We start from the raw sequence: 25025 nt of genomic DNA, 5'->3' as shown, positions 1-25025 counted from the left end.
GGCTCGCTACCGCTCTCGCCATCCTGAGCGGGCTCGTCTCTGAACAGGCCGGTCTCCCGGAGGCATTCCGCAAGTCCCGCAACACCAGCAACGGAGAAGCCGGGATCCCGGCACCGTTGGCGAGGCGGTCCGGACACCGAACCACGTACCCAGGTCGCGCACGCCCGCGTGCAGGGACAGCAGCAGCTGCGGCAACTTTCCCGAGACGGCGATGAGCGCGACGTGCATTGTCGATGCGTGCAGGTCCACCACCGCGATGACCGAGGCGCCGGTGGTGGTGATGCCAAAACCGGTGACGGTCACGGCCTGTCCGCCCCAATACCGGCGAAAATCACCGTGTCGCCACAGGCTGCCGACGGGCGCAGCAGCGGTCACTGGAGCCCGCCCTTCGCCGAGCCCTGAGCTTGGGCGTGCCCGTTCTGGGAGGGGACGGCAGGGGCCTCAGTTGCGTACTGGGCCGCCTGAAGTTGGTATAGGCCCCGGAAGATTTTGGGGCCATCCACCTCGTCGGACAACAAGTCCGTGAAGGTGCCGGACTCCACGACCCGGCCGTGATCGAGGACGTGGATGAAGTCTGCTGCCCTCACGGATCCGAGCCTGTGCGTGATCAGAATGACCGTCTGCCCGGCATCGGCGAGGATGCGGATCTTCTCGAAGAGTTCCTGCTCCGCCTTCGCATCGAGTGCCGAGGTCGGCTCGTCGACGATGAGGATCTCGCCTTGCCTGTAGTGCGCGCGGCCGAGTCCCAGACGCTGCCATTGGCCGCCCGAGAGCTGGTGCCCCCCCTTATACCCGCGGGCAAGCAGCGTCTTCCATCCGCCTGGCAGCTCGGAGATCAGCTCCTCGGCGCCGGCATATCGGACTGCGACTTCCAGACGATCGTCCGTCATGACGGTCTCGGGGCGCCCGATGGCGACATTTACTGCTGCCGTGAATGGCCACCGGTAGAAGTCCTGGCCCACGGCTGCGACACGGGAGACCAGCTCTTGCCTGTCGGCCTGCGCGGCATCGACGTCGTTCCACAGGATTCGACCTGAATCCGGTTGATACAGACCGCACAGCAACTTGATCAATGTGGTCTTTCCGCTGCCGTTCTCACCCACGAGCGCGACGATCTTCCCCGTGGGGATGGTCAGACTCGCGCCGTCGAGGGCCCGCTTGGCGTCTTTGCCCTGGTAAGTGAAGGTCACGTCCTCAAACGTGATCTGCTTCAGCTTCTTGGGGAGGGGCAACCCACCGATCGGGATCGCTCGCTTCGTCGCCTCATCGCAGAGCTCATACAGATCCCCCACGAACATGCTCTCCTCGTGCATGAAGCCGACCTGGTTGACGAGGCTTTCCAGGCTGGAGGACCCGGTACGGATGGCGAGGACGGCAGTGCCGCCGACGGAGAGAGCCATGGCCCCGGTCCACAGCAGTCCGCCGAGGGTGGCGTACGCGGCAGCAGTGGCAAGGCCCGTCCATCCGGCGGCGATCAGACCTGTGCGAGCGGCGAGCCGCGCGAGCCTGTTCTGTTCCCCTTCCTGGGACTGAGACATGGCCCGGAAATGGTGCAGGAGGAACGGGCCGACGTTGTGGACACGGATCTCAGGCGCCGCTTCAGTGGAGATCAGCAGGCGGCTGATCAGCTGGCCGGCCCTCGAATGTTGCAACCAGGCGTGGAAGGACATATAGCGGCGCCGTGCCACCGACAGCGTGGCCCATGCGCTGGGAAGCGTCATCGCAACGAGCAGAGGCAGAAGCGCCGGGTGCAAGATCCCAAGAACCCCCGCCGCGGCGATCAGCGACATCAAGGCGTTGATGACGTTCTGCGCGTACTTCACCATGCGCCGGGCGGATCCAGCTCCGTACTGCGCGCTGTCGAGGAGCTTGTGAAACTCGTCGTCCTCGACAGCCTCCAACTCGACGTTGGCGGTGTGCTCCAAGTATCGCTCAGTGGCGACGCGTTCGACCTTCGGCTCCAACTGGCCCGTGCCTGCCGTAGAGAGAGCCCTCAGCACTGCACCGACCAGAGCGGCGGACGCGGCGACGGCCAAGGCCGGTCCCGCTTCCGTCAACCGCTCGGAAGTGGTGCCTCCGCCGAGGATATGGCCGAGAACCCGGTTCACAGCGATGAGGCCGACCGCCTGGCTGATGCCCCGACCGATCTCCGCGCACGCGACCAGACGCAAAGCGCGCTTATCCGCCTGCCAAGCCAACTGGCCTGTAGTGACGAGCAGATGTGGAAGCCGCGTCACCATCGACCGTAAGCCCAGGTGAAGGAAGGCATCTTGGTGCTTATTCCAGCCGAGGTCGTAGCGCAGAGGGCCGCCGAAGAGCAGATGCTCTGACTCGGAGGGCTCCGCAGACGACGCATCGTCGGGACGCGAACTTTGCTTCGTCATCGATGCTCCTGTCTGTTCCGGCATGGGCAGGCTGGCGGTGTCAGGCCCAAGGGACGCCCCCATACAGCTCCAGCGGGCCGGCGGCCTCGTGCAGCGCGGACAGGCAGGCTTCGATACGCGAGTACAGCGGGTGGGCGACCACGGATGCCACCTCGCTCAACTCGGCCAGGCGCCACTGGCGGATCCCCGCGGTGTCGGTACGGATCCGCGCTAGGTCAGCCTCGCCGAGCACCCCGCCGTTGTAGGTGAACCCGACCTGCGCAGGGTGGGGGGTCTTGTTCGCCCAGTTCGTCGCCAGCAGCCGACCCATCGGGACGTCCAGACCGAGCTGTTCGCGGACTGCACGGCGTGCGGCCTGCCTCGGGTTCTCCCCGAGATCGCTGTCCACATCGCTGCCCGGCAGCTCCCACCCTCCATCCGTGCGGTAGGTGGGCTCGATCAGCAGGACCCGTCCGGCTGCGTCGGTGAACAGCACGGTCGACCCGGCCAGCACCTTCGGCCGAACTGCCCGGCGTGAAGCCGCATCAAGGAGGTTCGCACGTTCCAGTTCGGCCCGCCGTTGCGCGGCAAGCCCCGAGGGTGAGCCGGGCTGGACCTGGCCATCGACCAAGTGGGCTACCGACCCGATGCACCACGCCGACAGGCCCGCACGCAGTCGCGCAGCGAGTGGCTCCGGCAGACGCGCGATAGCCTCCTCGGGCTCATACCAGTTCGGCGCAATGATCTCGCCGCCAGGGAACGAGATCTCTGCGACCTGATCCTCGTCCAGCGGGCCGACCAGATGAAGGTGCATCACCGCTGACCGTCCCAGGTCGGCGGAGGGAGCGGAGTCCACCGCCAGGAGTCGACCGACCGGCACGGCCAGGCCCAGTTCCTCCTTCAGCCCCCGGGCCAGTCCCTCCTCGGGCGATTCAGTGTCGGCGATCAGCCCGCCCGGCAGCTCCAGATGATCTTTGTATGAGGGGCTGAGCAACAGCACGCGGTCACGTGTGTCCACAACCAAACCCGTGGCGGAGAACAGAGGGGCTGGCTGTGCGGCATAGTACGCACGCACCTCCTCCATCGTCGGCGTGCTTATAGGGGGTGGGCTGTTGAGCTCGGGCACGCGAGGTTCCTTGGGGAGTTGGCGGCGGTCAGGACAGTTCGAGCTGGGTTGGCTGGGCGGCGCGTGGCGTCCGGCTGGCAACGCGGACGAGCTCGGCGACGCTGGTGACCTTGTGGTGCCGGGCAGCTTCGGTCAGCAGGGCGCGGAAGAGGGCGGCGGTGACCGTAACGTCGTCCATAGCCCGGTGCCGGCTCTCAGGCTGCGGAATCCCGTAGTGGGCCAGCAGCGAATCAAGGTCGTACACGGGCAACTCGGGCTTGAGATGCTTGGCGAGCAGCCGGGTGTCCACGATCCGGGTGTAGACCAAACGCGGGCACGCCTCCCTATATGCGTAGATGATGTTGGCTTCAACCGGTGCATGGTGAGCGACCAGCAGCACAGGACGCTCAGGAAGCGCAGCGTCCAACGCGCGCAGCACGATGGAAGCGCGAGGGGCGTCGGCGACGTCCGCAGGCGTAATGCCGGTCTGCGCGACGTCGAGCGGCTGGACCGGTGCATGAGGCGGCGGCTTGATGAACGACTCGAACGAGAAGCCGCTGCGCACTGGGCCCCTGCCCGGCTCGTGCTTGAGCCCCAAGGCAGCGACTTCGATCGGTTCAGGAGGCAAGCCCTTGGGAGTGGTGCCCTCGAAGTCGAGGACCACGAAGTGGGTATCCCGGAAGCGCGGATCGTCAGCCAGCCGCTCGCGGTCGTCGGTCATCGGCGGTCCCCGGGGCGATCGGACGCAGTCTTGAGCGCGTCCTCGAGGTCGTCGAAGTTGTCCAGTAGGCGGCGGATGGCGACCAGCCGGTCCTGCCAGTGCCGCTGCAGGTCGACTTCTGCCTCGTGCGGCAGGCCGTACTCGCTGGTGGTCGCGCCGTAGAAGCTGAACAACATGTAGAGCAGCGCGATCCGAAGGCACGCCAGGACATCGCGCAGCGGGAGGCTGGGGTTCTCTGAGCGGTAGGCGGACACCATCGCCGTCGCGCAGGCCGCCCACTGGTCGCCGGTGGCGACCGTCCGGGGGTCGAATGCGGCGCGCCCCAACTCCCACGAGGGGAAGGCTCTCGCGCTGCGAAAGTCGATGATGCCGGTGACGACATCGGTGAGCACGAGCATGTTGGGGCGAGTGAAGTCCGCGTGCAGAGCCTGCTCCACCAGTTCCTCCGGCAGCCCGGCCCGGAGGCGGCAGACGTGCTTGGTGAGGTCCTGGCGGCGCTGGTCGAGCTGTTCACGCAACTGCGCCAGATTGCCGTGACCTCTCCGCCTCGCCATTGCCGATACGGCGCTGCACTTGGCCAGGGCGTCTTCGACGGATCCGGTTCGCCACCGTGACTGTTGCACGAGCTTCGGCAGGGGGTAGGCGGCCAGCACCCGGTGCATGCGCCCGAGCACCATGCCGATGTGCTCCGCGCGCGCCACGCTCATTGCAGTCGTGGCCACCCTGCCGGGAGCCTCGTCGACCACGGCCCACGCGCTGCCTTCGGACAAGGCAATGAGGTCGCCGTCACGGTCAGGCCAGACCCTTGGTACAGGAAGATCAGCCGCCCGGCAGAACTCCGACATGTCCCAGGCCGACCGCGCAGCGTCCAAGTCGGCCGTCGACGCGTACTCCTTCACGAACAGCCGCCGGCCATCGGATGTCAGAACCCGTCGCTTGACGGTGTCGGTGCCCATCGGCACCCGCTCGACCGCCTCGACCGTGAACCCGTACCGCTCGGCGAGCATGTCAGCCGTCAGTTCCTCTTCCCAGTCCCCGTCGTGCATGCCGTTCACCGGTCTTCGCGTGAGGTCGGGCGGCGCGCCGTGAGCACGGTGAAGGCGTTGTCCTCGGCGAGTACGCCGTCGCCGACGAGACCAGGGCCAGTGCCTATGTCGAGCAGTCGTCGATGCGAGCCGGTCGGGGCGACTTGATCGAGCAGCATGACGATTTCATCGGGGAATCCCGGCCTAAATTCCCGGTAATAGTCGGCTGTGCCGGTGAACGCGCTCATCGGCTCCTGCCCCTCCGGACGCGGGCGTGGTGCTCATCCTGAAGGTGCCGCAACATGGTGTGGGCTTCGTCGACGGATTCAATGTCGTGGTGCTCGATGCCCCAGCGCAGGGCGCTCACCGCATCGAGTGCGGCGTACGCGGAACATGCCCGGCGCTCATCGGTGGTGAGTGCGCGCCCGTAGCCCGCCTCGAACGCCACTTCCAGATCGGGCCGACCACGCAGGACGCGGTAGCGGAGACGAGGGAAGTCCCGCCACACGGCCGACTCGATACAGGTCCGCTCGAAGTCGATGATCCTCAGCCGCTGCTCGGCTTGATCCCACAACCAGTTCCGGGGCATGAAGTCGCCGTGCGACACCACGCGAGGCAGCTCGGCTGGGGCATCCTTGGTAATCGTGCGGAGCATCGCCACGTCGTCGGCAGCCAGGTACAAGGCGGCACTGGCGAGCATCTTCTCGACGCTCTCATCCCAGCCTCCTGTGCTCGCGGCCGACTCAGGCTCGCCAGTCTCTGCGGCATTGAGCCGCGCGAGGAGCTGACCGGCCTGGCGGTACGCCTCCTGCTCCTCTCTCGCGTCTAGCCGGAGGTGACGGAGAGGCCTGCCGCGCATTGCGGTGATCACGATGGCGCGCGATTCGTTGTCCACGGCTTCAAGAGCGGGGGCCCGATCCTTCCCCAGTGCGTCGGTCCAGCCGAGCTGATAGGCGTGAGCTTCACGCTGATGCAGCTTGGGGCCCGGGTTCTGCTTGGCGAACCACCGGCGCCCGTCCGCGTCTTCGACCTCCCACACATTGGGACGTCCGTCACCGGCCGATGAGTGATCGGCGATGATGCGGAAGCTGCTGGTCCTTGACGCCACCAAGCGGTGGACCATCTCGGGCATGTCGGTCACAGTGGTACGTCCTCCATATGCGAAGCCAGCCCGCACCACCATTCGTGATCGATTGATGACGCATAGCGACGTCCCGTGGATATGCAGCTTGCCAACCGCCACTAACAATCCAACCCGGGCGTGCTCTGAGCGAGCCGAACAGGCTGGCGCCAGGTGCCGTCTACGTGCTCTGTCTTCTGCGGTGACGGGCATTCAAGGATGTGGCGGAAAGCCCGCGTTCGCACATCCGCCTGGTGATATCACTGGGGTGATTGCGCCCAAACGAAGATCCCCGACCAGGATCTCGGCTCTGGCGGGAGGCAGCAGTGGCACACGAGGAAGGGCGGCGATGCACCCGGTGCGGCAGTCCCCTGAGCCGGTACAACAGCGACGTGCGATGCGCCGCGTGCACCCGGTCCGTCGGCAACGAGCCCGCAGCGTCGCCGAGGGTGCCAGATCATGTGTGGGAGAGCCGAGATGTGTCCGTGGCCCTGGCCGCCTGGGACTTTGGTGCAGCCTTCCGGCTGATCCGCCAGATCGCCTCCCTGCGCCAGGAAGACATGTCGGCGATCACGGGACTGAGCCAGTCGTTTCTGTCAACGCTCGAGTCAGGGGCACGGCGGCTGGTCAACATCGACAAGATCATCACTGTCCTTCAGCACATGGACGTACCCCCGCACATCGCGCCGATCCCCATCCCGGGATCCGCCGCCCCGAATGGGATTCGGGCTCGCGGCGCGCAGCCGATCCTGATACCCGCTCCAGCGTGGGAGAACCCGCTGGACATCGCGAAGAGATTGAGCGCCACCACCACCTCCAACATTGATCCCGCGACGGTCGCGCTCCTGGAGCAAGGCGTGACGGATCTCGTCGACCGCTATGAGACCGAAGGCCCCCTCCGGCTGGCTCCCGAAGCCGTCGACCTCCGCAACTTCATCCAGGACCGGCTGGACGGGCGACAGCCGCCCCGGCAGCGCGAGGCCCTCTTCCGGCTCGCCGCCCAAGCTTCCGGACTGCTCGGCTACATGGCCGTGAACGCCGGCCGGGAGGCATTGGCCGAGGCCTACTGCGCAGAGGCTGAGCAGTTGGCGAAGGAGATCGCCGACCATGAGCTGATCATGTGGACACACGGCACGCGATCACTCAACGCCTACTACGCGGGCCACTACGACCAGGCCGTTCAGTGGGCCGACACGGGACTTGCGATCGACCCGACCCATCCGCAAGCCATCCGACTCCAGTCCAACGGCCTCGCCAGGGCCCTGGGCAAGCTCGGAGACCGCGCAGGCGCCGAGCGCGCGATCGCAGCAGCAGAAGACCTGAGCAGCCGGCACACCGTTTCCGCGGGACTGACCTCCTGCATCTCCTTCGAGCCCTACGGCAGGGCCCGGACGCTGGCCAACGCCGCGACCGCCCACGTCGCGCTCGCCAACGCCCCACGCGTACTCGGATATGCCGACCAGATCGACGAACTCGTCGAACAGTCAGACTCCGCCTGGAGCCAGGCCCTCGTCCGCCTGGACGTCGCCACCGCCCTCCTGGCAGGCCCGCGCCCGGACATCGAGCACGCCATGGTCCTGGGCCGACAGGTCCTCGAGGCCGGCGGCGGACCACCGATCCGCTCCGTGGTGCAGCGCGCAGGCGAACTTCACTCCCAGGCCACCCAGTGGAAAGACGTAGCCGTCGTCAGGGAGTACGCCGACGCCCTACGCTCCTGGCAGTCCGCCCCCCAGACGAGGGACCTCGCGAAGTCTGCCAAAATGTCACACCCGACGGAGCACAGGAGAGGGGCAGCGGATGCAGCTCACGGCAGACCCGGGCGCATTCCCTCCCACCCCTCCACCCAGCACCAGTGACGCATCGGTGATCGCGGACCACGACTGGGCCGCGTTCACCAACGTCGAGGAGATGACCAACCACTGGGACCGGCCCGGCTGGACCTCCTCGACCCGCGCCTACTACTGGATGCTCACCTTCCCCGACGCGACCCCCCTCATCAACCAGGCACGTCAGTGCCAGAGAGAACTCCGTGCCCTCGGATTCGATGATGTCGACGAAGATGCCCTGCACCTGACGCTGGGACGCATCGGCCCCGTCGAACAGGTCGCACCCAGCCAGCTGGACCGCTTGATCGCTACTGCGCGCGAGGCAAAGTCTGCGGCCTTCACCCTTCGTGCGGTGCCGCTCACAGCATCCCGCGGTGCGATCCGCTACAGCGTCGCCCCGTGGAACCCCACCATCGAGCTGCACGCGGCCCTCGGCCGGGCCGGGACCGAGGTCGGGCTACCACCGAAGAAGCCGACGTCAGCTCTTCGCCCGCACATCGGCATCGGCTACAGCAACCGCCGCATGCCCGCGAACATCGTGCGCGACGCCGTGCAGCCCCTGCGCGCCCTCGACTCCGTGGACGTTCCCGTTCAGCGAGTCCAGCTGGTAGAACTCCGTCGTGAAGGACGCGCTTACCGCTGGGACGTCATCCACGAACTGGAACTGCGCCGAGAAAGCCCGCAGGCTTCACCGTGAGAGACTCGTCGATCCACCCATAGCGCCAGCCCTGCGCGACGAGATGGACATCGTTCTCGGCCCCCGCCCGGTCCCGCAAGCGTTTCAGGCGGACCTTCGCAGTGTCACGGGAAATCCGGCAAGCGTCAGCGATCTCCTGGACTGAAGCCCCAGAAGCGACCAGCTGCACCATCTGGAGCTCGATGTCGTCCAGCACACCGTCGAAGACGGCTCGTTCGGGGCGCCGCAGCTGCTGGGTGCGGTAAGCGGTGTGGAGGAGCGGGGCGCGCCCGCTGACGCCGGCCCGGCGACCCATAGCCTGTACCTGTGTCCCCAAAGTGCCGGTGGTGATGTCCAAGTCGAGGGCCGCACTCGCGCTGCTGGCGCCGGTCGCCAGTTTGGCGAGGATGCGGAGGTGGGCTGGGGTGAATCTTGCAGGAACGGTGCCGGGACGTGCGGTCATGGAACTAGCCCTTCTCATTGCGACGTTCGTTCGGATGGACACCGGTGTGCCTGTCGGCTGCCGATGCGGGAACAGCCGATATGGCGAAGAGAACGGGCGAACCGAGCAGTCCGTTGGCGAAGACGGAAGCAGCGAAGCGCAGCTCCTCTGAAGGAACTGCGAGATCCAGCCACGAGGAATCTCACGAACACGGCAGCAAAGCCTGCGGAGCGGCCTCTGCCGCTCGCCGCTCCGCAGGCTCTGCTGCCCGATGGACGGAACGCACCTCACCTCGAGATGGGATTGTGCATCACCCAACTCGCGTGTGCTGACTCCGCGGTTCGCCGCCGTGCAGGCCAGACGGCCCGCCTACCGGGACATCAGATGATCAACCCGCGCGTCACCGGACCGCCCTCTGCCGCACGGGGGCGAGGGGTGCGGTGTTCCGCGGGTGGTTCGGGTTGAGGAACCACTTGCGGGCAGAGACGAGCCACCAGGTCCCGGAGAAAACGAGCACCACACCGACGGCGACGGGCGCGTAGTTGAACGTCTCCAGCGTCACCGGGGCGAGTTGGGGCAGCATGAACAGAACCGTGATCACCACCACCCAGGCCACCGCGATCACCCCGATGGGCGTCGACCAGCGGCCCAGGTGCCAGGGACCCCGGTGGAAGTTCTCGCCCTGGCGCAGGCGCAGGAACGTCGGGACGACGTAGGCGATGTAGAGACCGATCGTCGCGATGGAGGTGACGGCGGCGTACGCAGTGACGTTGTACAAGTACGGCAGACCGAGGACGAACGCACTGCCGGCAGCGAGCCACACCGCGTTGGTGGGCGTCCGGGTGCCGGGGTGCAGTCTGTGCCACACGGTGGAGAACGGGAGCGCGCCGTCACGGGAGAAGGCGTAGATCATGCGGGAGTTCGCGGTCACGGATGCCATGCCGCAGAACAGCTGGGCGCCGATGACGATGAGGAGCATCATCTTGCCGGTGCTGGCGCCGAGGGCGTCCATGAAGATCTGCGCTGGCGGCACTCCCGTCTCGGACTCGAGGGAGCCTGTGTAGGACTGGATGGCGAACGTCAGGCCGAAGAGGAGGACGAAGCCAGCCGCCCAGGAGACGAGGATGGACCGGACGATCCCCTTCGGACCCTCCACGGACGCGTTCTTCGTCTCCTCGGTCATGTGGGCGGAAGCGTCGTAGCCAGTGAACGTGTACTGGGCCATCAGCAGGCCGATGAGGGCCACGTAGACGGCGGAGCCCCAGCCGGTGTTGTTGACGAACTCGGTGAACACGAAACCAGGTGACTGGTGCTTGTCCGGAATGGCGAGGAGCGCGCCGACGATCACGACGACGCCGATCAGATGCCACCACACGGAGACGGTGTTGAAGAAACCCACGATGCGCACCCGGAAGGTGTTCACGGCAGCATGCAGCAGCAGGATGAGGCCGAAGAGCGTGATGGTGTGGCCAGGGGTGGCGGCGTACCCGAACTGAAGGTTCAGGTAGGCGTTGAGGAACGAGGCAGCGCCGAAGTCGATGCCAGCGGTGACGGCGACCTGGCCGAGGGTGTTGAACCAGCCGGTGAACCAGGCCCAGGCCGGAGCGGACTTACGGGGAGCGAGTTTGTGGGCCCAGAAGTACAGGCCGGCGGATGTCGGGTAGGAAGAGCAGACCTCCGCCATGGCCAGGCCGACGAACAGGGTCATCAGGCCGACAAGCACCCAGCCCCACATGATCAGCGAGGGGCCGCCGGTGTTCATGCCGAACCCGTACATGGTCAGGCAGCCGGACAGGATGCTGATGATGGTGAACGAGACGGCGAAGTTCTGCCGGCCCGACATGGAGCGGTCCAGGGTCTGGGTGATGCCGAGCTCTGCGAGACGTTCCTCTTCCGATGGCGTGACGCTTGGTATGTCCAATGGCATGGCGAGGCCCTTCTTCTCTTCGTCGTAACTGGTGGGTTGACAGGCGGTGTTGCGGATATTGCCCTCGAAGGCGTTACGGTGCAGACGCCTTGACCGCCCAGGTGCGATGTCGGTTGAACAGCGTCGTGGCGTCGCCGCAGTAGCTCCACGGCACATCAGTTGCGTATGGGCCGATGGCGTCGAAGACATCTGCGGCTTCCAGATGCCGTCCCGCGAACGACAAGGCGTGCGCCAGGTAGTTGGCGTCCTCGTGGAAGGCGGCGTGCGGTCGCTTGGGCGCCCGGCAGTCCCACCAGTTCTCCCACGCCTGCCCGGTCGACGGGTTGTCCGTCCACGGATGAACGGTCAGTCCGTAGCGGTCTCCGTCCACCTCCATGCGCAGGCGGTGGGATTCAGCGAGTGCGACCAGCGGCAGCACGTGCAGCGGCAGCCCTCGGGGGGTGTGGGCGCACCGTTCCTGCGCCCAGTGGAAGACCTCGCCGCCTGTGCCGTGCCAGGAGGGGAAGAGGTAGGTGAGCAGTTCGTGGTGCGCTTCCCGATTCCAGGGATCGCACTCGAGTACCTGCTTCCACACTTGCTTCACCGTCGCGCGCCATTCGGGGTCTCGGGGCGGCGAATGGAAGCGCGTCAACGCGAGCATGACAACGTAGGGAGATGGGTCGTTCGGCAGGACGTCGGCGGCGGCATCGCACGTGTTCCACGCCTGCTGCATCCCCTCGGTGGGCCCCCGCCCCGGGCCGTCGGCCATCGACCTCAAGGCCAATACATTGGCCAGCAGAGCCAGAGCGTGAGGGGAGCGAGGTTCTGCCTGCGCCCATGTGTCGGCGAACGTCAACCGCACTCCGATACGGGCGAGGACCTGCAGGCGGAAGATCCGTCTGTCCCAGTCGGCCCCCGTCGAGGCCAGGAGCTCGCGAGCTCCTTCCCAGCGACCCATCGCAGCATCCTCGATCACCCTACGAAGGGCGGCGTCGTCCCGGGCCGGATGCCGGTCGAGGGCAGGTCTGTGCCTACCCATGGCCCTCCTGTCTCGCGTGCTCCACAGATGGGGCGAGCTGCTGAGCCCCGACGAGCGAGGCTTCCCCTCGCGCTTGAACTGCGCTCTTGCCGTCCAGCGTGGGCAGTGAGAGGCGTCGGGCCCCCAGCGGCGCCGCAGCGGTGGCGAGGATCACCGCCCGGCGCGCAGGCACATCGGGTATCGGCATCATCGAAAGTCCTCGGATCACGTCCGGTGGTGGAAAGACCGTCAGGGCATGGGGGTGAAGGGAGGGGAGCCAACAACCGCGCCCATGCCCCGACGGTCGGCCTAGAAGTCGATCTTTGCGATCAGCTCGACCGCGCCCTGCACGCCCTCTTTGATGCTCGGTGCCGCAGAGCTGCTGGCCAGGAAGAAGCCGAACAGGATGCACACGATGCCGTGCGCGACGTTCAGGCCCGCCTTCTTCATGAGGAGGAAAACGATCACGCCCAGGAGCACGACGGCGGAGAAGCTAACGACCACAGCGGACCTCCAGGCGGAGGTGCCTGCCGCGGCGCGATTGGTGCTGCACCGCCGGATGCCACTGGGGCATCCGCAGTAAGGGCTGATCCATCCGTACGCGTAAGGCCGAAAGCACCTTGGACTCCGGTGGCCGAGATCAGGGATAGCTGAGTCTGCAGCGCAAGTAGCATGCGCCCGCCCGAAAGATCCGTTCCTGAATGATCCGTCGGTGCTGTGCACTGCGGGAGCCCCCAGAGTGGTGGGAAAACGCGCGGCGCGCACATTGCTCAGGTGATATCACTGGAGTGATTTCAGTTTCACCAGGGGTAGTTGGGGCAGAAGGCCCGCGTTCAATCGGGGAGGCAGAAGTGCTTGCGCAGTCGCCGCGACGTTGTGAACGGTGCGGCTGCCGACTAAGCCAGTACAACTCCGGAACGCTGTGCTCGGCGTGCCTCCGCTCACACAACCTGCCCCAAGCCACTCCCTCCGTTCCAGAACACGTGTGGCGAAATACCGATGTTCAACAAGCCTTGGCATCGTGGGACTTCAGCCAGGTGGCCCGCCTAATCCGCCAGCATGGATCTCTGCGCCAAGACGACGTTGCTCAACTAACGGGCCTCAGCCAAGCGTTCCTCTCCATGCTAGAAGCAGGGCGCCGACGCCTCACCAATATCGACAAGATCGCCGAGTTCCTCTCCGGCCTCGGGGTACCTTCCGAGATCTCTCCACTGCCGCTTCCTCGCCGGGCTCAGCCACCTGTAAGCCTGGACACCGGTGAGACGCTCACAGAGGGACCAGGTCACCTGCTCCTGCCCGGCGGCCGCAATCTCGCTCCCACGGTGCTGCCCGCGCTAACCAGACCGGCCGCCTCATTTCGCGGCAACACGCTGTGGCTCTCGCCGAACACGGACACCGAGGCATGGAGCCGGATGCCGCTCCGGGCACTGCTCGCCACCTCCCGCACCGTCGACGGGACACGACGGCACTTCGTCATGGACGCACGCCAAGGCGACCGGCAGCAGGCGGGCGGCTTCCTCGTTATCCCCGCGGCCTACGAACTCGACGACCTCACCTACGGAATCCTGTGGGCTGTAGCGGGGTTCGATTCCGCCATTCTTGGCGACGACACGGCCCTCCACGACCTGCTGGCTCCTCCACCGCAGCCCCCGTTAGAAGACAACGGCACGCTGCCCGCCCGAGACAGCCTCGCCGACGGATCGCAGATGCTCGTCGGCTCCCAGATGTGTGCCTCGTTCATCCTCGAACAGCGCGACGCACTGGCCGACGACCCGGTCTTCTGGACCCGCGAACAGCGCGGGGAAGAGGCCGCGACGTGGCTGATCTTCCAGCACAAGCACCGCTACCTCCAGGAGATGGCTCCCAGACGGGCCCACAGCGGGGTCGGGCGCGCCTTCTGCGTCCCCCGTTCCGAGATCACTGCCTCGCCCACGTACGAGCGTGTTCTGCTGTTCCTCGCGCTCGCATTAATGGAGTCGTACGGCGTCACGACCTGGCTCACCGACGAGTCAGACCTCCAGCAGACGGACGGTTTCGTACTGGTCCCCGGACACCGCGCCGCCATCGCTACTTGGGTGCGTGCCGAGCCCTCGCCCCAGACCGCTCTGGCCGCCGCAGCTCCCATGCTGAGGACGTTCACGGACCTTGCCGGGCACGCGCAGGCACACTCGATCACCGCAGGATCGACGCCTGGACAACGGCTGGCAGCAACCGCGGACTACCTCGGCCTCGACCGCCCGTGGCTGACCCGCCGCTGCCGACAGCTCGCAGCCGAGGGCACCACAGGGCTGGCCAGACCCCGCAGCCGCCACCTCAGCCTCGATGCCTTGGACATCGCCTGCTCCTACGTGGCCGCTGAATTGCAGCCCGAGGCTGGCGGCCATCCCGAGGAGACCCGATAACCTGCACCAAACGATCTCCATCGAGTGAGATCCACTGAAATGCGAGCGGGCAGGTACGGAAGGGAAGTTGAGGCAATGGCCGGCGCGACAACAACGGTGGCGGTCTACTCACTGGGCGGCACCATCGCCATGACCACCGACCCGACGACCGGAGGTGTCGTACCAGCCCTGTCTGCCCAGGACCTCCTCGCAGCCGTCCCCGGCCTGGACCACCGCGGCATCCATCTGCGTGTTCACGACTTCCGCCGAGTCCCCGGCGCCTCGCTCACCTTCGACGACCTCACCGAACTCAGTGCGGCAATCGACAAGCACCTCGATGGTGGCGACATTGACGGAGTCGTGATCACGCAGGGCACGGACACCATTGAGGAGACCGCGTTCTTCCTCGACCTCCACCACAGCCGCGACCAGCCGCTCATCGTCACCGGCGCCATGCGCAACCCCACCATGGCCGGACCCGACGGACCTGCCAACCTGTACGCAGCCATTCTTGCCGCAGCCGAGCCCCAGCTGCGCGGAGCCGGCGCTCTGGTCCTCCTGAACGACGAGATCCACGCGGCCCGGCACGTCCGCAAGGCGCACAGCACCAGCCCCGCAGCCTTCACCTCACCAGGCACCGGCCCCATCGGCCGCGTGACCGAAGATCGTGTACGCCTGACAATGCCCCTGCCACGCCGACGCAGTGTGGTGCAGCCGCCGACCCGTGACGCGCGCGTGGGCCTGTACACCGTTAGCCTCGGCGACGACGGCACCCTGCTGCACGCGTGGGGCGGCCAGTGCGACGGCCTCGTTGTTGCTGCCTTCGGCGTTGGCCACGTCCCGCAGCCGCTCGTCGAGGCACTGGGTGAACTGGCCTCGCGTATTCCTGTGGTACTCGCCTCGCGCATCGGCAACGGCCCCGTCCTGACCGGAACGTACAGCTTCCCCGGATCGGAGAAGGACCTTATCGGCCGCGGTCTCATCCCGGGCGACGGCCTTGGCCCGTACCAGGCGAGGCTCCTGCTCCATGCGCTGCTCGCCCAGGACGCCGACCACAGCACGATCACCGATGCATTCGCGACCTTCGCGGAATGACCGCCGCTCAACAGCCCGCCTTCAGACTCTAGGGATTCCCGCATGCGTGCCCACGAACTGACCATCGGCCGTACCTTCGGCGTCACCTTCGACCACGGCGAGGACTTCTTCGACACGCTCTCCGTGTTCTGCCGCGAGAACGGGATACGCCAGGGCTACGTTCCCTCGTTCATCGGCGCATTCGCCGAAGCAGAAATCGTCGGAGCCTGCGAGAAGTTGGAGGACCCCGACGCCCCGGTCTGGGCCAAGACGTACGTCACCAATGTCGAGGCATTCGGCGCTGGCACCCTCGCCCACGATCCGGAAACCGGCGGAGTCCTCCCGCATATCCACGTTTCCGCCGGGCTCAAGGCACAATCGGCTGACGGCCGCACCAGCCACCTACTGAGCGCCAAGGTCCAGTTCCTCAGCGAGCTCTTCGTGGTCGAGGTCGTCGCGCCGACCATGACCCGGCCGCGTAACCCCGCGCTTTACGATGTGCCCCTGCTCACCTTCGGCGCTGCGCACTGAGTTGCTCGCGCCCCACAGTTACTCGACTGGCACACTACGCAACGCGGTCACCGCAGCACGACCTGCCGCGAAAAGAGGAATGATCGACATCGAAGAGCGGCAGACTCTCATCCTCTGGGACATTGACCGCACACTGCTCTACGTCGGCGACATCGACCGCCAGGTGTACCGCGAGACGTTCGCTGAAGTGGTAGGTCGCCCTGCCGTGCGTCTGCCGGCTCGCGGCACCGGCGTGACCATGCCTCTCGCCATCCGCTCCCTGCTCCTGGACAACGGCGTACCGGAGGAGACGGTCCCAGAGCTGCTGCCGCGCATGGTGGAACTGCTGCCCGAACGGCTCGCAGCCCATACAGAAGACCTCTGCAGCCAAGGCGTTCTCATGCCCGGCGCGGAGGCCGCACTCCAGGCCGTGCACGAGCACGAGCACTGGGTGCCGACGGTCGTCACCGGCAACCTGAGGTCGAACGCCCTGCTGAAGCTCACGGCCTTCAACCTCGACGGCTACCTCGATGCCGACATCGGCGGGTTCGCCTCCGACGACGACCACCGGCCCGCGCTCGTCGGCATCGCACAGAAGCGTGCGCAGGCCAAATACGAGACGGTCTTCACGCATGCCAACACCGTGATCATCGGAGACTCCCTCGAGGACGTCCGCACCGGCCTTGAAGGCGGCGCTTCGGTCATCGGAGTCACCTCGGGCAAGACCACAGGCAACGAACTTGCAGCCGCGGGAGCTGACATCATCCTCGACAGCCTCGAAGACATTTCGAAGCTTCGAACGTCCATCGAGAGGCTGGCCGTTCAGTCAGGGTGACAAATACCCGCGAACATCGCGAAAACGGCATCTGCTGAGGTGAATACCGTCTCATCATCACGGCGGGGCCTGGTACCTTCTGCAGTCGCCGCGTACTGGCCCCGACGCTGGCGAAGCACCAGGTGGAACCGGCAACCTGGTCACTCCAGGTGCGCAACCGAAGCGATAGCCACCACTGCTAGATTCTCCAGCGTGGTGATCGCACAGGAGGGGACGCCGTTCTGCATCAACTCGGCCGGCACCGCGAGGTCACCAATCAAGGTGCGCAATAGATCCACGGTGACTCCGCCGTGTGTCACGAGGACAACGGGGCCCGGCTCCCCGGCCAAGTCGACCAGGCAGGCGCGCAGTCTCTCTGCGGCAGCGCGGGAGGAATCACCAGAAGCAGGTACGAAATCCCGGTCCTCCACCGAGGTGGCCCATTCCGCCAGGAAGCTCCCCAGGGGTTGGGTTCCGTCCCAGCTCATCCTCTCGCGCAAGCGGGTGTCCTCTTGAACACGCAGTCCGGTGCTGGAGGCAATGAACGATGCAGTCTCGCGAGCGCGCCGCAACGGGCTGCTCACGACCGCGTGCACACCAACACGCTGTAGCCAGTCGGCAGTCCGGGCAGCCTGTTGTCGTCCCAGCTCGGTCAGTTCCGGGTCACCCGGCTGACGTTCCTTCTCCGCATGCTGTACCAGATAGAAGACGGTCACCCCCACACAGTGACGGTTCGGCACAACAGCAGCCACTGAAATATCCGCGGCTCCGGGCCAACACCATCGAAGCCAAGGGTCGCGACCCAGAATCAGAGCACTTGGCGAACCCTCACAGTCCCGACACTAGCTCTCGTCGCTCGCCGAGCCGCGGGCTGGGATGCCGGGCCGCAGGTATCCGTGGGAACCCGTACTGGAGAGAACGGGAAGATCAGCATCTGACGAGCCTCTACGCAGTGAACACGAGCTCCGACTCGGCGAGGATGTCCCGGCCCAGGACTGCTAGGTAGACCTCATCGACAGTGCCGTACGAGGCCTGCGCGATGTCGAGCCCCAGAGCAGAAGCGGCCTTGTGCACTGAGTTCTCGTCCGGCCCCTCGACCTCAAGGAATGTGGGAAGGTCGGGCCAGGTGTCGATGTCGAAGGTGACGCCGTTGAGTTTCCACTCTTCGCGGTAGTTCTCCTGGTAGCGCAGAGCGGTGAAACCCATTGCCTCCAGCAGCGTCTTCGTCGCATCGAAGCCGCCGACCTCGACCTCAGCTTCGAGAGTGGTGTCGATTGCCGACACCACCGAGGTGACCTGCTTGTAGGTGAGGAAGGTCTTCTCACCCTGCTGTCGCAGGCGCAGCCAGCCACCGCGGGCCTCGATGTCGTTGTTCTTGAACACGATCCGCCGCATGAGGGTGCGGGGCACGGTACAGGTGGCTGAGCGTGACGTCAGGTGCTCGACGATCTTTGCGGCGTCGGCTTCGAGGAACCGTGCTTCGAATTCAGTCTGCATCGGTCTCTTCCTGCTGCTGGGTCACAACGATCAGGCCCATGAGGTGGTCGGTTTCGTGCGGCTGCTCAACGTGTGGGCCTTCACGAATGGCCGGCGTTCATCGCAGTGGACCACCGCCTGAGGACCCCGGTGGAACAACCCCCTCATGAGGCCGACCGCGAGGTGGGCATACGTGTATTCCTCACCGGCCCCTTCGCGGGCAGGGGTTGCCTCTGCCACGAAGGGGGCAGGCCTCGGGGCAGTTAGGACTGTTCGAGAACTCGGCAGACGTCGGCGGCAGCCGTGCCAAGAGGAACCCGCCTCTGGTCGCCGGTCTGCATATCCCTCAGAGTGACTTCGCTAGCGGCCTGCTCATCAGCGCCGTACAGAACCGTAATTCGAGCCTTCTGATCATTGGCCCATTTGAGTTGCTTGCCGAGTTTCGTAGACGAGCCGAGGTACGTGCCCACACGCAAGCCCTTGCTGCGGAGTTCAGTAGCCAGTCGCATCAGGTGCTCCTCGTTGCCGAGGACGGTCAGCGCCACGTCGAGACCCCGCTGCTCGGTGTTCTCGGACCCCTGGATGGCAAGAATGCGTTCAATGCCGATGGAGCCACCACAGGCGGGGGTATCTGGGCCACCCAACGTGGCGACCAAGTGGTCGTAGCGTCCGCCGGCAGCAATCGAGCCCGGGTACCCGGCAGCGACCACCTCGTAGATGGCGCCGGTGTAGTAGTCGAGACCGCGAACCATACGAGGCGTGTAGACGATGCGCTCAGGGGCGAGTCCCGCACTGATGGCCAACTCGATAAGTCGGTCAACTTCTGTAAGTCCTGCCTGACCCTGCTCTGTCGTGCCCAGACGCTCACGAACGCGGTCGCTCGTCTCTGCGGCAACATCGCCCACGAGCGCCTCTGCAACCTCAGGGTCCAAGCCGCGTGCCGCGGTGAGTTCCTTGACGACTTCAGCAGCGTCGACCTTGTCGAGTTTGTCGAGGGTCGCAAGGACGGCCGGGCCGGCAGAAGTATCGATACCGTACGCCTCGAGCAGCGCGTAGAGCGCCTTGCGGGAGTTGACCATGAAGGTGAAGTCGTGCACGCCCAGGGCATCCAGGCCCTGGGCGAGCGCGAGGACGACTTCTGCGTCAGCGAGCGGTGACAGCGAACCGACTGTGTCGATGTCGCACTGGACGAACTCGCGGAAGCGCCCTTCCTGTGGGCGATCGGCACGCCACACCGGTCCGATGGCATACCGCTTGTACGGGGTGGGCAGCTTCGCTCCGTGGGTGCCGATGACACGGGCTAGCGGCACGGTGTGGTCGTAGCGCAGGGCGAGGTCAGCCTGTCCTGATGCCTCATGGATGCCGCGCTTGAGGATTTTGAAGATAAGCTTCGACGCCTCTTCGCCGTACTTGCCGGTGATGACATCCAGGTTCTCGAAAGCGGGCGTCTCTAGCGGATCGAACCCGAATCCTTCGAAAATCTGCGCGAGAGTGTTGAACGCTGCCTTCCGGCGGCGTACTTCATCGGCCAACAAGTCCCTGGTGCCCGACGGTGCCTGAGCGGCCTGCGCCATGCTGGTGGTTCTCCTGATGGTGTGGAGTGCTGCGGCGTCTGGATCCGCCGAAATCCTACTGCGCTTGCTCCATCACCGGATGCCACTGCGGGAAGTACCGCTGCAGCAGGTTGAGGAGTTCTGCCTGCTCCTTCGGGTCGCCGTACCCCGTGTGCATCAAGGGCGTCCCTTCGACCGGGCTCAGCTCCTGCCAGCCGCCGAGCTCGTCCATCAGCTTGGCTGTGCCCTTCAGCAGGGACGTCGACATTTGCGGGACGAGCGCGTCCAGGGCGTGCGACATGTAGTAGATCGATGAGCGCCGTACCGCGGAGGAATCCACGCGCTCGGTGTAGTTGATCTCGCTGAAGTGCGGGTAGCACGAGTCCAGCATGTTCTTCGGAACGTCCCAGACCGGCATCAGCACATCGGTTCCGCCAGTCCTCCGTTTCGGGAAGGGCATGGGGCGACGGCCGTTCATGAGGCAGAACAGCAGCTCCGCCATCACGTCTTCGCGGTTGTAGCCGACGAGGAGATTCCTTCCTTCCACCTGATCGCAGATCGCCCGGCCTGCAAGGTTGATGAAGAACGTGCCGAAGAAGTGGGCCAGGTCAGCGGTGTAGCGGTCGGAGAGCTCTTCCCACAGACGCTCAGGGGACTCGTTCATCCCGAGCAGTTCAGCCATGTCCCTGGGGTAGAGGACACGGTGGTCGAACCCGGCCTCCGAGCACAGAGCGCGGGCCCTGTCGGCTGCGGAGTCGGGCCAGATTGGGGGCATGACGAGGGTGAAGCATGTGACCTTGGAGGCGTCCAGATCGTGTGAGGTCACGTAGCGATGGACGCCTTGAACCAGGGTGTTGCTGTCGCCGCCACCGGAGATGCCGGCAACCAAGGGGAGTTCGGGGCCCTGCTCGGTGAGAAAGTCTGAGATCTTCCCGAAGACGATGTCCTGTATCCCGGCGGCGTCGATCAGGTGCACTCGGTGCGTGGGGTTCTTCGATTCGTCGGCGTACTGGAAGTCGAACATCGCCGCGACGGGCTCTTGGCTGTGATGCACCGTCTCTATCTCAGTGGGCCGCAGCGCGTCGATGTCCGTGTTGCGTATGCACTGCAGGATGACCTTGCGCCCCTCGGGGATCTCGTCGAGAGCCAGGGACATGGGTACGGCTTTCAAGGTGCCGTCGCCGGGAACCTCGTACGCCTGGAACAGCGTAGGAGGGAGCCGGTTCGCGAGCAGAAGTTCTCCGAGCGTGAGCTTGTCCACCGGCTTGAGCTGCCGTGCTCCCGCGGAAAACAGGAGCGTGACATTTTCCCAGCTATTCACCGTGTACTCCATTCCCTGGCTCTCGAGAGGGCCGTGCGCCCGTACTTAGATGTGCGCTGTCAGCGCAGGTACGGCCAGTACCTCCTCGACCCGCTGGCTGGTCATGCAGTCCATGCCGGCCTCCGGGAGCGTGCGCGACATGATCTGTGCCAGGTTGTGCACTTCAGTGCGGTCGGACTCGACCTTCACGGATTCGATGGTCGTCGACTGAGGGGCCATAACGTCCTCCATTCGAACTGTCGGTTGACACACAGCGTGATCCTTGATCGCTGCGGGGCAAAATCACCACCGTGATATCAGCACCGATATGCGCCAACACGCAGGGTCTGCAGAGATGTTGGCCGAATCTAGAGGTCCGGCATGACCAGTTCCAGGTCGTCACGAATCCCCCGAGAATGCGCAAAGCGACCATCTCGAAACCCGCTGCAACTCGCCGGCTCGTGTGTCGGTGGTGGGGTGCCCGGCATGGCGGCGATCACGCAGGCGTCGACCTTGCCAGGGGGAGCTGCTGGGAGAGCCGCTGCCATGCTGGTGTGCTCACCTCTTTCTACTCAAGATACGGATAGGCGCCATCGAGATAGTGCCTGATCTGCTCACGCATGCTGTCGCGAATGTCGAGCTCGCCCAGTTCCTCCGGGCGCACCCAACGCACACCGTCAGCCTCGTCGTTCACCCTTGGGCTTCCGCCTACGGGCCGCCCGATGTACGTGGCCTCGTACTGCTGGCGAATCTCGCCGTCGGTGTACGCGACGATGTGCGCGGGATTCGAGTAGACGCCGAGGAAGCCCGTGACTTCCGCGATGACGCCCGTCTCTTCCTCGCACTCGCACTCGCACTCGCGCACTGGGCTGGGCTCTCTCCGATGTCCTGGGCTCCGCCAGGAAGGGCCCTACTGGCCGGTATCGCGTCGGCGCTGCAACAGGATGACGCCATCGCTTCTGATGACCAGGAGATTACTGGCCGGGATCAGGGTGTTGGCCTTGGGCCCTCCGGGGCCGTAGTAGTGCTCTCTCCTACCCATGCTGGCGTCTCTCCTGAGGCTCGGGAGTTCAAGGACAGTGGGCTTCCTAGCGGTTGGAAGCTCCTGTCACGCTCGACCAGTTGGTGGCGGCCATGCACCGGCGACGGCGTGCTACCTCTTCGAGCGGGATGGAAGCGCAACCTTCATGATCTGAGCAACTTCTCGCGCGCATCCCCAGGACAACGTGACCCCGGCACCTCCATGGCCGTAGTTGTGGACCAGGGGGAGGCCGTCCGACCGGTGGTCCAGCTCGAGGCGGACCTCGTACCGTGTCGGTCGAGCACCTATCCGGTCTTCAATGATGTGAGCGTTGGCCAGGCGCGGATCTATTGCAGCGCACCGCGCGAGGATTCCGGCAGCAGCGACGCTGTCTGGTGCCAGAGTCCCGTCCCCGTCGATGGCAGTTCCACCAAGAACCACGGTGTCGCCGTGCGGGTAGATGCAGGCGAGGTCGGGTGACATCCCTGTGTCTTCGGAGAAGAACTCGCTGATGCCAGGGTTCTCCACGACGACGTGCTGGCCTCTGATCGGGCGAAGGCCGTCATCACCAACCAATGGTCCAGCACCCAACCCAGCACAGTTCACGAGCGCGGCGGCACGCTCGACTTCATCGATCGATGCGAGCATGCGCACTTCCACCATGCCGCCCGCATCAGCGAAGCGACCCTGGAGGTACGACAGGTAGACAGGCATGTCGATCAACGGAACGGTGAAGTGATAGCCGACCGCAAAGCCGGGGGGCAGTTCGTCAGTCGTGCAGCGGCGTAGATCCGGAAGTAGCTCACCCCAGTCCGGGGCTGATGCTGGGTGGCGTGCCGCTTCGATCCCGCTGACCATACAGACACCGGTCCGGGGGTCTCCGGCCAGCTCACGGAAGACTTCCAAGGCCGTGAGACTCCAGCCCCGTGCCCTCGGCCATGGCTCTACCAAGTAGGGGCCCCACATCGCGCCGGCGGCCAGTGAGGTGCGGGCGGGGATCTCCGCGGCCAACAACCGCACAGGCAACCCTGCCTCAAGCAGGGCTATGCCCGTCGTGAGGCCGGAAACTCCTCCGCCGACAACGACGATCGTCTCGTCTGTGGTCATGGTCCGACCGTAGCCGGTCGAGCAGAGCGTGGACCGGCATGTTTGGCCAATGCCTCCTCCAGTTCTGGGAGAAAGCTGTTGACGTGTACGTTCTTACGCTTGAGTCGCATCTCCTCGGCCAGCTGCTGCAGCAGGGCCGTGCTGCGGGGGGAGCGCACCGTTTCGAGCCGTGCCGCTGCGGTCCGCCCGATATCGCAGGCGCGTTCCAGGTCGCCGGAGGTGCTGTAACCCAATGCGAGCCAGGCTCCCTCGAACAGGGCCCTGCGCTGGCTCGGATCTCCCTTCGATACAGCGTGAGCGCCCGTTTCCAGGAGTTCCTCTCCACGCCGCACGAGGCGCCGTCCAGCCGCCCGACCGCCGGCCGGGGCAGTAGTACGCCCCAAGTTGATCAGCGAATACCCTGCTTGGCACTCAAGGTGATTGGAGGTGAGGAAGTACATCCACCGAGGCTCGTCGCTGACGTCGCGACGTTGCTCGAGGAGATCTCTTGCAAGACCACTGGTTCGCTCGAAATCTGAGACTTCGCCGGACGATGCATAGGCATGTGCCAAGCGAGAGAGGACTGAGGCGCGAACCGCGACGGGTCCGCTTTCGCTTGCCCTGTATGCAGCCTCACCAAGTGAGACGGCATCAGCAGGATGCTGCCGGGAGGCCGCCTGGAAAGCCATGTCTGCCAGGATATGCGCACATAGGGAGCGATCGTTCACATGATGTGCGGCACGCAAGGCTGTTATGAAGTACCGCTGCGCTAACCCATGTTGAGCTGCATCGAAGGCCATCCATCCAGCAAGCTGCCCAATCTCAGCCAGCGCACGAATCAGGCACACGGTCGAGAGTTCGGAGTGCCCGCCGTCTCGAATCAGAAGAGCTACGGACCGGAACTGGGCCCCCACATAAGGTAGATGTCGTGCGCCACCGTGCTCATCATCAAGCATCTGTAGAAGGGGCAGATTGTGTTCGACCTGAGAAACGAGCGGATCGATGGACACTTGATCTACCGCGTGTGAGCGGCGGCTCTCCTGACTCAACTCTCCTTCTAGATATTGAGAAACTGCCGCAAGCAGGCTAGCGCCTGAAATGGCAAGGAACTGTCGGCGATCGACTAGTCCTCCAAGCACCCAGTCCTCCAGTATCTGCCGCAACTCTTGGTAGCCCCATGGATGTTGCAAGTTGCATACAGCTGACGCGAGCATCGGTGCGTCAGACGCCTTGCCTTGCCATAAATGCTCCACTGACACAATTCGGCCGAGTTCCTGCGACAGCACATAGGCAGCCATGGCTGGGAGCGGAGCCCGTGGGACACGCCCGGCATCACGCCAGTGGTACGGCGCGGACTCGGCAACAGTCCCCACTCCGAAGGCGCGGTTCAACTTTCGAGCCAGCACCTTCGGGCTCCAGCCAAGATCTTCCAGGCAACCGGCCAGCACCATGTTGGGTTCCCTGGCTGCCGTCGACATCGATTGTCCTCTCCACTGCAGTCTTCGCCCATCACCACACCAGGCGGGAGGCGTCTCCGACACCAGGATCTCGCAAAGTGCCGTGAAGTTGACCGAGTTGACCGCTGGATCACCTACCCCGGGTGGCCTC

General features: G+C 65.3%; 24 protein-coding genes and 1 pseudogene. 6 read left to right on the top strand and 19 right to left on the bottom strand.

The features are described from left to right. Window positions 1-6 precede the first annotated feature (6 nt). The 7 genes from OG390_RS28450 to OG390_RS28420 are packed head-to-tail and all read right to left on the bottom strand — an operon-like array spanning window position 7 to window position 6346. Window positions 7-375, bottom strand: coding sequence for an MFS transporter (locus tag OG390_RS28450; RefSeq protein WP_406172235.1), 369 nt, complete (start codon window positions 373-375; stop codon window positions 7-9). Continuing rightward, the gene (locus OG390_RS28445) at window positions 372-2384 is read right to left on the bottom strand and encodes an ABC transporter ATP-binding protein (RefSeq protein WP_406172233.1); all 2013 of its coding nucleotides are present in this window, start codon (window positions 2382-2384) and stop codon (window positions 372-374) included. Before OG390_RS28445 ends, OG390_RS28450 begins: the two co-directional genes overlap by 4 nt. Window positions 2385-2424: 40 nt before the next feature. After that, window positions 2425-3489 (bottom strand): NUDIX hydrolase, encoded by a 1065-nt coding sequence (locus OG390_RS28440; RefSeq protein ID WP_406172231.1) that lies wholly within the window; start codon window positions 3487-3489, stop codon window positions 2425-2427. Between the two features lie 28 nt (window positions 3490-3517). Continuing rightward, window positions 3518-4189: a PolC-type DNA polymerase III gene (locus OG390_RS28435; protein ID WP_406172230.1), complete on the bottom strand. Its 672-nt coding sequence runs from the start codon at window positions 4187-4189 to the stop codon at window positions 3518-3520. Then, complete coding sequence (locus tag OG390_RS28430; RefSeq protein WP_406177892.1) at window positions 4186-5235, bottom strand: phosphotransferase enzyme family protein; 1050 nt, start codon at window positions 5233-5235, stop codon at window positions 4186-4188. Before OG390_RS28430 ends, OG390_RS28435 begins: the two co-directional genes overlap by 4 nt. Before the next feature lie 5 nt (window positions 5236-5240). After that, window positions 5241-5462 carry a hypothetical protein gene (locus OG390_RS28425; RefSeq protein ID WP_315892483.1) on the bottom strand — a complete coding sequence of 74 codons (222 nt, stop codon included), beginning with the start codon at window positions 5460-5462 and terminating at the stop codon, window positions 5241-5243. After that, the gene (locus tag OG390_RS28420; RefSeq protein WP_406177890.1) at window positions 5459-6346 is read right to left on the bottom strand and encodes a phosphotransferase; all 888 of its coding nucleotides are present in this window, start codon (window positions 6344-6346) and stop codon (window positions 5459-5461) included. Before OG390_RS28420 ends, OG390_RS28425 begins: the two co-directional genes overlap by 4 nt. A gap of 467 nt (window positions 6347-6813) precedes the next feature. Between OG390_RS28420 and OG390_RS28415 the strand changes: the two genes are divergently transcribed. After that, window positions 6814-8190: a helix-turn-helix domain-containing protein gene (locus OG390_RS28415; RefSeq protein WP_406172228.1), complete on the top strand. Its 1377-nt coding sequence runs from the start codon at window positions 6814-6816 to the stop codon at window positions 8188-8190. Between the two features lie 7 nt (window positions 8191-8197). Next, window positions 8198-8857, top strand: coding sequence for a 2'-5' RNA ligase family protein (locus tag OG390_RS28410; RefSeq protein WP_406172226.1), 660 nt, complete (start codon window positions 8198-8200; stop codon window positions 8855-8857). Here OG390_RS28410 and OG390_RS28405 read toward each other — a convergent pair. From OG390_RS28405 to OG390_RS28390, 4 genes are all read right to left on the bottom strand, one after another. Continuing rightward, window positions 8808-9299, bottom strand: a complete 492-nt coding sequence (locus OG390_RS28405; protein WP_406172225.1) for a LuxR C-terminal-related transcriptional regulator — start codon at window positions 9297-9299, stop codon at window positions 8808-8810. The two genes, OG390_RS28410 and OG390_RS28405, sit on opposite strands and share 50 nt — an antisense overlap. Window positions 9300-9678: 379 nt before the next feature. Then, complete coding sequence (locus OG390_RS28400) at window positions 9679-11205, bottom strand: amino acid permease (RefSeq protein WP_406172223.1); 1527 nt, start codon at window positions 11203-11205, stop codon at window positions 9679-9681. Window positions 11206-11278: 73 nt separating this feature from the next. Beyond that, window positions 11279-12142, bottom strand: a complete 864-nt coding sequence (locus tag OG390_RS28395) for a hypothetical protein (RefSeq protein ID WP_406172221.1) — start codon at window positions 12140-12142, stop codon at window positions 11279-11281. A 369-nt stretch (window positions 12143-12511) separates the two neighbouring features. Beyond that, a complete protein-coding gene (locus OG390_RS28390; RefSeq protein WP_200688470.1) occupies window positions 12512-12706 on the bottom strand; it encodes a hypothetical protein in 195 nt (64 codons plus the stop codon). 479 nt (window positions 12707-13185) lie between these two features. Between OG390_RS28390 and OG390_RS28385 the strand changes: the two genes are divergently transcribed. The 4 genes from OG390_RS28385 to OG390_RS28370 all read left to right on the top strand — a co-directional run bounded on the left by OG390_RS28385 (window position 13186) and on the right by OG390_RS28370 (window position 17002). Continuing rightward, window positions 13186-14604: a helix-turn-helix domain-containing protein gene (locus OG390_RS28385; RefSeq protein ID WP_406177888.1), complete on the top strand. Its 1419-nt coding sequence runs from the start codon at window positions 13186-13188 to the stop codon at window positions 14602-14604. A 75-nt stretch (window positions 14605-14679) separates the two neighbouring features. Continuing rightward, the gene (locus OG390_RS28380) at window positions 14680-15678 is read left to right on the top strand and encodes an asparaginase (protein ID WP_406172219.1); all 999 of its coding nucleotides are present in this window, start codon (window positions 14680-14682) and stop codon (window positions 15676-15678) included. A gap of 42 nt (window positions 15679-15720) precedes the next feature. Next, window positions 15721-16188: a DNA-binding protein gene (locus OG390_RS28375; protein WP_315892475.1), complete on the top strand. Its 468-nt coding sequence runs from the start codon at window positions 15721-15723 to the stop codon at window positions 16186-16188. Window positions 16189-16267: 79 nt separating this feature from the next. Further along, a complete protein-coding gene (locus OG390_RS28370; protein WP_406172216.1) occupies window positions 16268-17002 on the top strand; it encodes an HAD family hydrolase in 735 nt (244 codons plus the stop codon). Between the two features lie 140 nt (window positions 17003-17142). Here OG390_RS28370 and OG390_RS28365 read toward each other — a convergent pair whose 3' ends face one another. The 8 genes and pseudogenes from OG390_RS28365 to OG390_RS28330 all read right to left on the bottom strand — a co-directional run bounded on the left by OG390_RS28365 (window position 17143) and on the right by OG390_RS28330 (window position 24868). Beyond that, complete coding sequence (locus OG390_RS28365; protein ID WP_406172214.1) at window positions 17143-17697, bottom strand: histidine phosphatase family protein; 555 nt, start codon at window positions 17695-17697, stop codon at window positions 17143-17145. Window positions 17698-17926: 229 nt separating this feature from the next. Then, complete coding sequence (locus tag OG390_RS28360; protein WP_406172212.1) at window positions 17927-18478, bottom strand: class IV adenylate cyclase; 552 nt, start codon at window positions 18476-18478, stop codon at window positions 17927-17929. Between the two features lie 242 nt (window positions 18479-18720). Further along, window positions 18721-20031 (bottom strand): histidine--tRNA ligase, encoded by a 1311-nt coding sequence (hisS, locus tag OG390_RS28355; protein ID WP_406172210.1) that lies wholly within the window; start codon window positions 20029-20031, stop codon window positions 18721-18723. A 55-nt stretch (window positions 20032-20086) separates the two neighbouring features. Next, on the bottom strand, window positions 20087-21331 hold the full coding sequence (locus OG390_RS28350) for a hypothetical protein (RefSeq protein WP_406172209.1): 1245 nt from the start codon (window positions 21329-21331) through the stop codon (window positions 20087-20089). A gap of 45 nt (window positions 21332-21376) precedes the next feature. Further along, complete coding sequence (locus OG390_RS28345; protein WP_387226521.1) at window positions 21377-21550, bottom strand: hypothetical protein; 174 nt, start codon at window positions 21548-21550, stop codon at window positions 21377-21379. A 328-nt stretch (window positions 21551-21878) separates the two neighbouring features. Further along, window positions 21879-22352: pseudogene (locus OG390_RS28340) on the bottom strand (NUDIX domain-containing protein). A 111-nt stretch (window positions 22353-22463) separates the two neighbouring features. Next, a complete protein-coding gene (locus OG390_RS28335; protein WP_406172206.1) occupies window positions 22464-23438 on the bottom strand; it encodes an FAD-dependent oxidoreductase in 975 nt (324 codons plus the stop codon). Then, complete coding sequence (locus tag OG390_RS28330; RefSeq protein WP_406177886.1) at window positions 23435-24868, bottom strand: carph-isopro domain-containing protein; 1434 nt, start codon at window positions 24866-24868, stop codon at window positions 23435-23437. The genes OG390_RS28335 and OG390_RS28330 overlap by 4 nt, the downstream gene beginning before the upstream one ends. Window positions 24869-25025: the final 157 nt, after the last annotated feature.

It is taken from the genome of Streptomyces sp. NBC_00996, from assembly GCF_045162675.1.
Taxonomy (GTDB): Bacteria; Actinomycetota; Actinomycetes; order Streptomycetales; family Streptomycetaceae; genus Streptomyces.
Note: the sequence above shows the minus strand (reverse complement) of the source record. Positions and strands in the feature narration are given on the sequence as shown.